Source organism: Streptomyces sp. 17_S59 (assembly GCF_056930295.1).
In genome coordinates this window covers 468,388-480,993 of sequence record NZ_JBXOWD010000001.1, presented here as the reverse complement: position 1 = coordinate 480,993, position 12,606 = coordinate 468,388, and the positions used below count along the sequence as shown (strand labels likewise).

At 73.6% G+C, this 12,606-nt stretch carries 2 protein-coding genes; both read right to left on the bottom strand.

Going from position 1 to position 12,606, the window contains the following annotated elements; all coding sequences use genetic code 11:
- Positions 1-4 precede the first annotated feature (4 nt).
- The gene (locus AC1Z4A_RS02000; RefSeq protein ID WP_483676076.1) at positions 5-11,146 is read right to left on the bottom strand and encodes a type I polyketide synthase; all 11,142 of its coding nucleotides are present in this window, start codon (positions 11,144-11,146) and stop codon (positions 5-7) included.
- Positions 11,147-11,260: 114 nt separating this feature from the next.
- Entirely contained in the window at positions 11,261-12,589 is a 1,329-nt protein-coding gene (locus AC1Z4A_RS01995; protein WP_483683479.1) for a methylaspartate mutase, read from the bottom strand.
- Positions 12,590-12,606: the final 17 nt, after the last annotated feature.

The following is a 12,606-nucleotide window of genomic DNA, read 5'->3' as shown; positions in this document are numbered from 1 at the left end:
GTCGTCACTCCTCGGTCTCGCTGCGTTCGAAGGCCTCGCGCACGAGATCGTCGATGTCCATCGCCAAGATCGCGTCGCTCTGGTCGTTCCCGCCGTGCTGCTCGACTGCTTCCGGCCCGGACCCGGTATCCCCGATGCCCCCGATGTTCACGATGTCCGGCGACAGCTCGTCGAGCAGGAACTTGGCCAGCACGGTCGGCGTCGGGTAGTCGAAGATCAGCGTGGCGGGCAGCCGCTGACCGGTGGCCTTCTTGAGCCGGTTGCGCAGCTCCACCGCCGTGAGCGAGTCGAAGCCGACGTCCTGGAAGGAACGGGACGGATCCAGCGACGCGGCTCCGGAGTGCCCGAGGACCGTGGCCACCTCCGTGCAGATCAACTCCTCCAGGAGCTGGTGCCGCTCGTCCTCGGCCAGCGGCGCCAGCCGCTCCTCCAGGGACGACTCCTCCGCCGCGGTACCCGCGGCTGCCGCCGCCCGCACGGCCCGCCGGGCGACGGGCGGCACCAGGGCCCGCAGCAGCGGGGGCACCTCACCGGAACGGGCCCGCAGCGCGCCCAGGTTGACGCGGATCGGCAGTACGGCCGCATCGGCGGTGACCAGCGCCGCGTCGAACAGGGCCAGGTTCTCCCGGACGGTCAGCGCGGTCAGCGCGCCGTCCCTCATCCGCCGCAGGTCCGCGTCGGTGAGCCGGGCGCCCATGCCGCGGTCCCCGGCCCACAGGCCCCAGGCGAGGGCGAGCGCGGGCAGACCCGCGGCCTTGCGGTGCCGGGCGAGCGCGTCGAGGAAAGCGTTGGCCGCCGCGTAGTTGCCCTGTCCGGCGCCCTGGAGGGTGCCGGCGGCGGAGGAGAAGAGCACGAAGGCGGTGAGACCGAGGTGGCGGGTGGCCTCGTGGAGGTACCAGGCGGCGTCCGCCTTCGGGCGCAGCGCGGTGTCCAGGTGCTCGGGCGTCAGGGAGCCGATAGTGGCGTCGTCCAGCACGCCTGCCGTGTGGACGACGGCCTTGAGGTCCTGGATGCCGTCGACGAGGCGGGAGACAGCTTCGCGGTCGCTGATGTCGCAGGCGAGGAGCGTGACGTCGGTGGCGCCTGCTTCGCTCAGCTGTGCTGCCAGTTGCCGGGCTCCGGGTGCGTCCGGGCCGCGGCGGCTGGTGAGCACGAGCCGTCGTACGCCGTACTGGCGGACCAAGTGCTCGGCCAGAATGCCACCGAGGCCGCCCGTGCCTCCGGTGATCAGCACGACACCAGACGGATCCCAGTCGGCGAACCCGGACCGCCCCGGGGCACCGTCCGCAGCGGCCGCCGCAGGCACCCGCATCAGACGGGCCGCGCGCAGCCCGTCGACCCGCACGGACACCTGCGGTTCGCCGGAGGCCACCGCCTGCGGGAAGTGCCGGGCGGACGCCTCCTCGCCATCCCAGTCGGCCAGTACGAAGGCGCCCGGGTTCTCCTCCTGCGCCGAGCGCACCAGGCCCCACACCGCGGAGCCGACGACGTCACCGGTGCCGACCGCGTCGTCGGTGCCCACGGCATTGCGTGTGACGACGAGCAGCCGGGACGAGGCCGGCCTCTCCTCCGCCAGCCACTGCCGGAGCGTGCGCAGCACTTCGCCGAGCACCTCGCGCACCCGCTGCGGCACGGCATCGCGGGGATCCACTGCCGGGCACGGCAGCACGACCACCGACGGCACGGACGCGTCGAGCGACCCCAGATCCGGGCACGGCCGCGCGCCCGTCCAGGCCCAGTCACCCGCCTCCGGGCCGAGCACCACCCAGTCGTCGCCGACGGGTGCGGCTTCGGCCGGGGCCACCTCGGCCCACTCCACGCGGTACAGCGATTCCCCGGCTCCGGCGCGCGCCGCCTCGATCTGCTCGGCGGACACCGGCCGGGACGCCATCGAGCGCACGGTGGCCACCGGCATGCCGGTGGTGTCGGCGAGCGTCAGCGAGACCGCGTCCGTACCGCCCGCGACCGGCACCACCCGGACCCGCAGAGCGGTAGCCCCTGCTGCGTGCAGGGCCACATCGCTCCAGGCGAACGGCAGTGACGCGCCCCTGCCGGGCTGCCGTTCGCCGCTGCCGGCCAGCTCGGTGGCGTGCAGGGCGGCGTCGAGGAGGGCGGGGTGAAGAGCGAATGCGGTGGCGTCGGTGTGTGCTTCTTCGGGGAGGGCGACCTCGGCGAAGACCTCGTCGCCGCGTCGCCAGGCAGCGCGCAGACCGCGGAAGACCGGGCCGTACTCGAGGCCGTCCGCGGCCAGCACCTCGTACAAGGCACCTGTATCGACGGGGGCGGCGTTCTGCGGCGGCCATATGCGCAGGCTGTCGTCGTTGCCGCTGGGGCTCGCCGCGTCCGCGAGAGTGCCGGTGGCGTGCCGGGTCCAGGGCGCGCTGGGCGCCGCGTCCTGCTCGCGCGAGTACACGGTCACCGGGCGCCGCGCCGACTCGTCCGGCTCGCCCACGGACACCCGCAGGTCGCAGCTGCCGTGGGCGGGCAGCACGAGCGGGGCCTCCAGGGTGAGTTCCTCCAGCAGCCCGCACCCCACCTCGTCCCCGGCCCGCAGGGCCAGCTCGACACAGGCCGTACCGGGCAGGACCACCGATCCCATCACGGAGTGGTCGGCCAGCCACGGGTGGCTGCGCAGCCCGATCCGCCCCGTCAGCACAATCGCATCCGACTCCGGCAGAGAGACGGCTGCGCCGAGGAGGGGGTGCTGCGCGGGGTCCAGCCCGGCTGCGGCGACATCGGCGGGGCCGGCTACCGCGTCGATCCAGTAGCGCTGGCGTTGGAAGGGGTAGGTGGGGAGGTCGGTGGGGTGGGGGTGGTGGGGGGCGTAGAAGGTTTGCCAGGTGATGGGGTGGCCGCGGGTCCAGAGGTGGGCGAGGGCTTTGGTGGTCTCGGGTGTTTCGGGGTGGTTGCGGCGGAGGGCGGGGATGAAGGCCCTGTCGGTGCTGGTGTCGGTGTCGGGGAGGCAGTCCTGGGCCATGGCGGTCAGGACGGCGTCGGGGCCCAGCTCCAGGAAGGTGGTGACGCCCTCGGTGGCCAGTGCCCGGATGCCGTCGGCGAAGCGGACGGCTTGACGGGCGTGCTGGACCCAGTACTCGGGTGAGGTGAGGTCTTCGGCTGTTGCGAGCTGCCCGGTGACGTTGGAGACGACGGGGATCTGCGGGGCCTGGAAGGCCAGGCTGTCCAGGACGGTGCGGAAGTCGTCCAGCATCGGGTCCATCAGCGCGGAGTGGAAGGCGTGGGAGACCTTCAGCTGTGAGGTCTTGCGGCCCTGCGCGCGAAGCTGGTCCGCGATGACCAGTACGGGTGCCTCGGGCCCGGAAATCACCACGGAGCGCGGCCCATTGATCGCGGCGATCCCGGCGCCGTCCTTGAGCAGGGGCTGGACTTCGTCCTCGGTGGCCTGGACGGCCACCATCACCCCGCCCTCGGGCAGGGCCTGCATCAGCCGCCCGCGCGCCGCCACGAGCGTGCAGGCATCTGCGAGCGAGAAGACCCCGGCCACATGCGCGGCTGCGATCTCGCCGATCGAGTGCCCGGCCAGGAAGTCCGGACGTACGCCCCAGGACTCCACCAGCCGGTACAGCGCCACCTCGATCGCGAACAGAGCGGGCTGCGCGTACTCGGTCCGGTCCAGAACTGCCTGATCGTCCCCGAACACCACATCCTTCAGGGGAAGTTCAAGGTGCCCGCAGACCTCGTCAAACGCCGCCGCAAACACAGGGAAAGCCTCATACAGCTCCCGGCCCATCCCTATCCGCTGCGCACCCTGCCCCGTGAACAGGAACGCCAGGCGCCCCTCGCTCACCGTCCCCTGCACCAGCGGTCCGTCGGTCAGCTGCGCCCGCGCCTGCGCGCGGTCCACCGCCAGCACCACCGCACGATGCTCCAGACCAGCCCGTGTCACGGCCAGCGAGTACGCCACGTCGGCCAGACCGGGCCCGTCCTCGTCCTCAAGCCACGCCGCCAGGCTCGCGGCCTGTGCCCGGAGGGCTGCCCCATTGCGGGCGCTGATCACCAGCGGCAGCACACCGCCACCCGCTACCGCCTCACCAGGCGTCTCCTCGACCGGTGGCGCTTCCTCAAGGATCACGTGTGCATTCGTGCCGCTGATCCCGAAGGACGAGACGCCCGCACGACGCGGTCCCTCGCTCTCCCACGGCACCGCCTCGGCCAGCAACCGCACATCCCCCGACGACCAATCCACTTGGGACGTCGGCTGGTTCACGTGCAGGGTGCTGGGCAGGGTCCTGTGTCGCATGGCCAGCACCATCTTCATCACGCCGGCCACACCCGCCGCGGCCTGTGTGTGCCCGAGGTTGGACTTCACCGAGCCCAGCCACAGCGGACGCCCGGCTTCCCGCTCCTGTCCGTACGTCGCCAGCAGCGCCTGCGCCTCGATCGGGTCACCCAGCACCGTGCCCGTGCCGTGCGCCTCCACCGCATCAACCTGCCCGGCCGTCAGCCCCGCACTCGCCAGCGCAGCCCGGATCACACGCTGCTGCGACGGACCATTCGGCGCCGTCAGGCCATTGCTCGCACCGTCCTGATTCACCGCCGACCCACGCACCACCGCCAGCACTGGATGCCCATTACGCCGCGCATCCGACAGCCGTTCCACCGCCAGCATCCCTGCGCCCTCGCCCCAGCCCGTACCGTCCGCCGACTCGGCGAAGGACTTGCAGCGGCCGTCCCGGGCCAGCCCCCGCTGGCGGCTGAAGTCGATGAAGGTTTCGGGTGTCGACATCACGGTCACACCGCCCGCAAGGGCCAGCGTGCACTCACCGTTCCGCAGCGCCTGGATCGCCCAGTGCAAGGCCACCAGTGAGGACGAGCAGGCGGTGTCCACCGTCACCGCCGGGCCCTCCAGGCCGAGGACGTAGGACACCCGGCCCGAGGCCACGCTGCCCAGGCTGCCGTTGCCCAAGTAGGTCTCCACGCCTTCCGGGAGGGGCGCCTGGCCCAGTCGTGAGGCGTAGTCGTGATACATGATCCCCGCGAAGACACCGGTGCGGCTGCCACGCAGGGAGTGCGGGTCGATGCCCGCCCGCTCCAGGGCCTCCCAGGAGGCTTCCAGGAGCAGTCGCTGCTGAGGGTCGGTCGCCAGGGCCTCGCGTGGTGAGATGCCGAAGAACTCGGCGTCGAAGTCGGCCGCGTCGTGCAGGAAACCGCCCTCGCGGGCGTACGTCGTGCCCGGTTTTCCGGACTCCGGGTCGTAGATGTCCGCGACGTTCCAGCCGCGGTCCTCCGGGAACAGCGAAATGCCGTCACGGCCCTCGGCGAGCAGCGCCCACAGTTCCTCGGGGGTGCTCACCTCGCCCGGGAAGCGGCAGCTCATGCCGACGATGGCGATCGGCTCGTCGTCGACGGGCGGGGTCACCGGCTCGGTCGCGGGCGTCGCGGGGGCCGCGCCGAACAGCTTTTCCGCGAGGTGTTCGGCCAGGGCCTGCGGTGTCGGGTAGTCGAAGACCAGGGTGGCCGGCAGGCGGAGAGCGGTCGCCTTGTTCAGGCGGTTGCGCAGGTCCACCGCGGAGAGGGAATCGAAGCCGATCTCGGTGAAGGCACGCCGGGCGTCGATGGCGCCTGCGCCCCCGTGGTGCAGCACCTCGGCGACGTGGGTGCGCACCAGGTCCAGCAGAGCACGGTCGCGTTCGGCCGGATCCAGAGCGCCGAGCCGTGCGGTCAGTTCGGGTTCGCCGACCGGGGCAGCGGATGCCTGTGCGGCACGCCGTGTGGCTGCGGGCACGAGGGCGCGCAGCAGCGCGTGCACGCCGTCGCCACGGCCGCGCAGCGCGGCCGGGTCGAGGCGGACCGGCAGTACGGCCGGCTCGGCGGAGTCCAGTGCCGCGTCGAAGAGGGCCAGGTTCTCCGGGACGGACAGGCCGATCAGCCCGCCGTCGCGCATGCGTCGCAGGTCTGCGCCGGTGAGCCGGGCGCCCATGCCGCGGTCCCCGGTCCACAGCCCCCAGGCCAGCGAGAGCGCAGGCAGGCCCTGTGCCCTGCGGTGGTGGGCGAGGGCGTCCAGGAAGGCGTTGGCCGCCGCGTAGTTGCCCTGTCCCGCGCCGTCGAAGGTACCGGCGACGGAGGAGAAGAGGACGAAGGCGGCCAGGTCCAGACCGCTCGTCGCCTCGTGCAGATGCCAGGCGGCATCGGCCTTCGGGCGCAGTACAGTGTCCAGCTGCCCCGCAGTCAGGGAGCCGATAGTGGCGTCGTCCAGCACGCCTGCCGTGTGGACGACGGCCTTGAGGTCCTGGATGCCGTCGACGAGGCGGGAGACGGCTTCGCGGTCGCTGATGTCGCAGGCGAGGAGCGTGACGTCGGTGGCGCCTGCTTCGGTCAGTTGCGCCGCAAGCTGCTGGGCCCCGGGTGCGTCCGGGCCGCGGCGGCTGGTGAGCACGAGCCGCCGTACGCCGTACTCGCGCACCAGGTGCTCGGCCAGAATGCCGCCGAGACCACCAGTCCCACCAGTGATCAGCACCGCGCCCGCCGGATCCCATTCGGCGAACCCGCCGCCTGGTCCCCGATCCGTCGCACCCGGCACCTTGACCAGCCTGCGTCCGTACAACTCACCGCCCCGCGCGGCAACTTCCGACTCTCCGCTCCGCAGCGCCGCTTGGAGCTGTCCTGCCGGAACAGGCTCGCCGTCCCACTCCAGCAAGACCAGGCGCCCGGGATTCTCGGCCTGCGCCGCGCGCACCAGGCCCCACGCCGCCGCATTCGCCAGACCCGCCGAACCCCCATCGCCGTCGGATCCGGCCTTTGCGGCGACCACCAGGGGCACCGACGTCAAAGTCTCGTCAGCCAACCACTGCTGAATAACACTCAGTACAGACCCCGTGGCTTCACGCACACCCTGCGGCACGGCAGCGTCCCCACCGGTCCCAGCACCCGGGCAGGCCAGAATGGCCAGCTCCGGCAGGGGCTCGCCCAGCGCATCCGGGCCGTCGGTCACCCGGGCCCCGGTCCACGCCCACTGCTCCGCCTGCTCGCCGAACACCGCCCACTTCGCGGCATCGGCCCGCTCTCCGACCGCGTTCGGCAGCGGGGTCCACTCAAGCCGGTACAGCGGCAGACCGGCCCCGCCGCGCGCCGCCGCGAGTTGCTCGGCCGAGACTGGGCGCATCGCCAGCGACTCCACCTCCGCCACCGGGCTGCCCGCGGGATCGGCCAGGTGGAGCCTGACACCCTCCTGGCCCGCCCTGCTGATGCGAGCCCGCAGCGCCGTTGCTCCGGTGGCATACAGCGAAACGCCGCTCCACGCGAACGGCAGCACAGTCTGCCCGTCGCCCAGCCCGTCGCCCTGCCCGTCCCGTGCGAGATCGGTGGCATGCAGGACGGCGTCCAGCAGGGCCGGGTGCAGCCCGAACGCCGCGGCCTCGCCGCGTGCCTCCTCCGGCAGCGCGACCTCCGCGAAGACCTCGTCGCCGCGCCGCCAGGCTGCCCGCAGACCGCGGAAGACCGGTCCGTATCCGTAACCCTGGGCGGCCAGCTGCTCGTACGTTCCGTCCACCGCGACCGGCGTGGCGCCCTGCGGCGGCCATGCGGTCGGATCGGCGTCCGGCTCCCGGCCGGGAGCCGGGGCGGCGGTCAGCACGCCGTCCGCGTGCCGGATCCACGCCGCATCGGCGTCCGCGTCCTCCCGGCGCGAGTACACCGCGACGTTCCAGCGACCCGCCTCGTCCGCCGCCCTGGCGGCCTCCACGCGCAGCACCACCGCGCCGTCGGTGGGTATGACCAGCGGGGCCGCCAGGGTGAGTTCCTCCAGCCGTCCGCAGCCGACCCGGTCCCCGGCGTGCACGGCCAGCTCCACGAACGCGGTCCCCGGCAGCAGGACCGACCCCATGACCGAGTGATCGACCAGCCAGGCGTGCGAGTCCAGGCCGATCCGGCCGGTCAGCACCACCCTGTCCGATCCCTCCGCGCCGGGCAGGGCCACCAGGGCACCCAGCAGCGGATGCCCGGCCGTCACCTGCCCCAGCGCCTCCGGGTCCCCCGTGTCGGGCACGGGCTCCAGCCAGAAGCGGGTCCGCTGGAAGGCATAGGTGGGCAGGCCCACGCGCCGCGCTCCGCGCCCGGCGAAGAAGCCGGACCAGTCCACGTGCCGGCCGCGCACCCAGAGCCGGGCGAGTGCCGTCACCGCCTCCCGCTCCTCCGGGCGGTTGCGGCGCAGCAGGGAGACGAACTCCCGGTCGGCATCCGTGCCGTCCTCCGCCAGGCACTCCTGGCCCATCGCGGTCAGGACGGCGTCCGGGCCCAGCTCCAGAAAGGCGGTGACGCCCTCCGCGGCCAGCGTCCGCATCCCGTCGGCGAACCGGACCGTCCGGCGGACGTGCTCCACCCAGTACTCCGGCGACGTCAGCTCCTCCGCCCGCGCCTGCTCCCCGGTGACGGTGGAGACCACGGGGATGTGCGGGGCGGCGTAGTCCAGCACCCGGGCGATGCGCCGGAACTCCTCCAGCATCGGTTCCATCAAGCCCGAGTGGAAGGCGTGCGAGACCTTGAGCTGCGAGGTCTTGCGGCCCTGCGCCCGCAGCCGGTCCGCGACGGCCAGGACGGGTGTCTCGGGTCCGGAAACCACCACCGAGCGCGGTCCGTTGACGGCGGCGATGCCGGCGCCGTCCGCCAGCAGGGGCAGGACCTCGTCCTCGGACGCCTGGACGGCGACCATCACCCCGCCCACCGGAAGCTCCTGCATCAGCCGCCCGCGGGCCGCCACCAGCGCCGCGGCGTCCTCCAGCGACAGCACCCCGGCCACGTGCGCGGCCGCGATCTCGCCGACCGAGTGCCCGGCCACGTAGTCGGGACGTACGCCCCAGGACTCCACCAGCCGGTACAGCGCCACCTCGACGGCGAACAGCGCGGGCTGCGCGTACTCCGTCCGGTCCAGCAGCGCGGCCTCGGCGGAGCCCTCGGCCGCGAACAGCACGTCCGTCAGCGGGCGTTCGAGCTGAAGGTCCAGATAGCCGCAGGCATCCTCCAGCGCCCGGGCGAACACCGGGAAGGCCCCAGCCAGCTCGCGGCCCGCCCCCACCCGCTGCGCGCCCTGCCCCGTGAACAGGAACGCGGTGCGCCCGCCGGCAATCTCGCCCGTCACGGCACTGGAGGCACCGAAGGGACTGGATGCCCCGGAGGCATCCGAAGCGTCCGAAGCGCCGGAGCCGCCGGCCAGTGCGGCGAGCCCGGCCGCGTACTCGTCCCGGTCCCCGGCCAGTATGACTGCGCGGTGCTCCAGCGCGGCCCGGGTGGTCGCCAGCGAGTACGCGGTGTCCAGCAGGGCGGGCGCATCCTCGCCCCCCGCCCGCGCCAGCAGGCCGGCCGCCTGCGCGGGAAGCGCCGCCGCGGTACGGGCGCTGAGCGGCAGGGGGAGCACGGATCCGGAAGACGCCGCCCCGGCAGTGCCCGGCTCGCCGGCAGTCGGCTCCTCGGCCGTCTCCCCGACGGGCGGCTCCTCGATGATCACGTGGGCGTTGGTGCCGCTGATGCCGAACGCCGAGATGCCCGCGCGGCGCGGCCGTCCCTCCGGCGCCTGCCACGGCCGGGCCTCGGTGAGCAGTTCCACCCGGCCCGCCGACCAGTCCACATGCGGGGTCGGCGCGTCGACGTGCAGGGTCCTGGGCAGCGTCCCGTGGTGCATGGCCAGCACCATCTTGATGACGCTCGCGGCGCCGCCCGCGGCCTGGGTGTGGCCCAGGTTGGACTTGGCCGAGCCCAGCCACAGCGGCCGGTCCTCGTCCCGCTCCTGCCCGTAGGTGGCCAGGATCGCCTGGGCCTCGATGGGGTCGCCCAGCTTCGTGCCGGTGCCGTGGGCGTCGACGGCGTCCACGTCGGCCGCCGCCAGACCCGCGTTGGCCAGGGCCTGGCGGATCAGCCGTTGCTGGGCTGGGCCGTTGGGGGCGGTGAGGCCGTTGCTGGCGCCGTCCTGGTTGACGGCGGAGCCGCGCACGACCGCGAGCACCGGATGCCCGTTGCGCCGGGCGTCCGACAGCCGTTCCACGACGAAGACGCCGATGCCCTCGGCGAAGCCGGTGCCGTCCGCGGCGGCCGCGAAGGCCTTGCAGCGGCCGTCGGCGGCCAGCCCGCGCTGCCTGCTGAACGCGGTGAACATGCCGGGGCTGCCCATCACGGCCACCCCGCCGACCAGGGCGAGCGAGCACTCGCCGGTCCGCAGCGCCTGCGCGGCCAGGTGCAGGGAGACCAGCGAGCCCGAGCAGGCGGTGTCGACGGTGACCGCGGGGCCCTCCAGGCCCAGGGTGTAGGAGACCCGGCCGGAGGCCACGCTCGGCGCGTTGCCCGTCATCAGATAGCCGTCCAGGCCGAGCGGCGCCTGGTGCACCCGGACGCCGTACTCGTGCACCTCGGCGCCGAAGAACACGCCGGTGCGGCTGCCGCGCAGCGAGGTGGGGTCGATCCCGGCGCGCTCCAGCGCCTCCCAGGACGTCTCCAGGACCAGCCGCTGCTGCGGGTCCATCGCCAGCGCCTCACGCGGGCTGATCTTGAAGAAGCCGGCGTCGAAGTCGGTGGCGCCGTGGAGGAAGCCGCCCTTGTCGACGTAGGACTTGCCGGGCCGGTCGGGGTCCGGGTCGAACATGCCCGGTACGTCCCAGCCGCGGTCGGTGGGGAAGTCGCCGAGCACCTCGCGCTCCTCGGCCAGCAGTGCCCAGAAGTCCTCGGGGGAGTCGATGCCGCCGGGGAAGTGGCAGCCGATGCCGACGATCGCGACGGGGTCGTCCGCGTCCCCGGCCGCCTCCCGGACGGCCGGGGCGAGCGGCTCGGGGGCCAGGCCGAGCGCCCGGGTGCGCAGGAAGCGGGCCAGTTCGAGGGGGGTGGGGTGGTCGTAGGCCAGGGTGACGGGCAGGTCGAGGCCGGTGGCCGCGGTCAGCCGCGCGTGCAGGTCCACCGCGGCCATGGAGTCGAAGCCCAGCTCCAGGAAGGGCCGCGCGGTGTCCACCGCGTCCGGCGTGTCCGGGCGGGCCCGGCGCAGTGCGGCGACGGTCTGCGCATGGACGACGTCCAGCACGGCGCGCGTCTGGTCGGCCGGGGTCAGCCCGGCGAGCCGCCGCGCCAGAGCCGACCGGTGTGCACCCCGCTCACCCGCCGCCCCGGCCGACTCCTCGCCGGACTCGGAAGCAAAGTTCTCGGACTCTGTCATGTCGGTGCACTCCAAAGGAAATCCACGGGCGGAACGGGTTGGGCTGGCGGGTGGTGTGACGGACGGACGGATGAGCGGTCGGACGGATGGGCGGACGGACGGATGGGCAGGCGGTCAGGGCACGGGCCGGCCCCTCTCCGGCAGGGCGGGCCCGGCGCCGTCCCCGAGGGCCGGCTCGTCGTAGCTGCGCTGTACGTACGACAGGGCCTCCAGCAGGTCGGCGGAGGTGACCGGGCGCGCCGCGCGCTTCTCCACCAGCCCGCCGATCGGCAGCGATCCGGTCTCGGCCCAGCGCAGCCAGCCGCGGTCGTCGATGTAGCTGCGGCTGCGGCCCGCGTTGTCCGGGTGCACGCAGTACGGGACGTCCAGGTAGCCGCGCTTGAAGGCCAGCAGCAGGGCCCGGCCCAGGTCCGAGTGGCTGTTGAGCACCGCGCCGACCAGGGCCAGGGCCTCCTCGTACGTCTGGGAGTCCTGCCCCGCCGCAGGGGGCGGGCCCGCGGCTGCGGCGGCCCGGGCGGCCCGGTCGGCGTGCTCCAGCGCGGCGACGTTCTCCTCGACGGTGGGGATGCGGCGGGACTCGGCGACGGTCTTGACGATCAGCCGCTCCGAGCCGGTGGCGACGGCGAGTTCGGCGGCCCGGCCCAGCAGCCGGTAGCAGCCCTGGGGAGTGTGCGGGTAGACGCCCATGTAGGCGTAGATCACCACGTGCCAGTCGGCGTCCGGCAGCAGCTCCGCGCACAGCCTGCGCAGTGCGAGTACCGCCTCGCGGTCCTGGGCTCCGTTGGTCTGCTGGGCGTAGCTGACCGACACGTCGTCGATGCCCAGCCGGTGGAAGAACAGCGCCTCCAGCACGCTGACCGCCACCAGCAGGCTCGGCGGGCACAGCTGTCCGAGCAGACAGCCGCCAAAGGTCTCCAGGTGCGGGTGGGCGCCCCACTCGCGCAGTTGCGCGAACAGGGCGCAGCTGCGCTCCCAGTTGCGCACCGACTCGTCCAGCGGCGTCCGCCCGTACGGCAGGCAGTACGAGACGGGGCCGCCCTCGGTGGCACTGAGCCCGGCCCGCATCAGGGCGCCGAAGATGTCGAACGGGGCCGCCGAGCCGTGCCGGACCTGCACGGGGAAGTCGTCGCCGTGCAGCCCTTGCAGCACCGAGCGGGTGGTCTTCAGGTCGTAGGTGACGATGGGGTAGCCGTTGAGGCCGACGCCCTCCAGCAGCGCGGTGTCGATGGCGGCGAGGTCGCCCACGCGGGTGTAGCTGTCCAGGGTGAGCGTGCCGACCGTGGTGGCCCGCGCGTCCTTGGTGGCGCGCAGGCCCGCGCGCATGGCGGCCGGGGCGCCGAAGCCCATGCGCGGCTGCACCACCAGACGCCGGTCGCGGTGGGCCCGCCGGACGAACGCGCCGAAGTCGCCCGCCACCGGTCCGGGGCGCGGGCCCGCAGCCACGGGTGCGCCCCGGCCGT

What these genes read in the sequence shown, in the direction of transcription:
- AC1Z4A_RS02000 (WP_483676076.1), bottom strand. Translation starts at nt 11,146, where the DNA reads ATGACAGAGTCCGAGAACTTTGCTTCCGAGTCCGGCGAGGAGTCGGCC.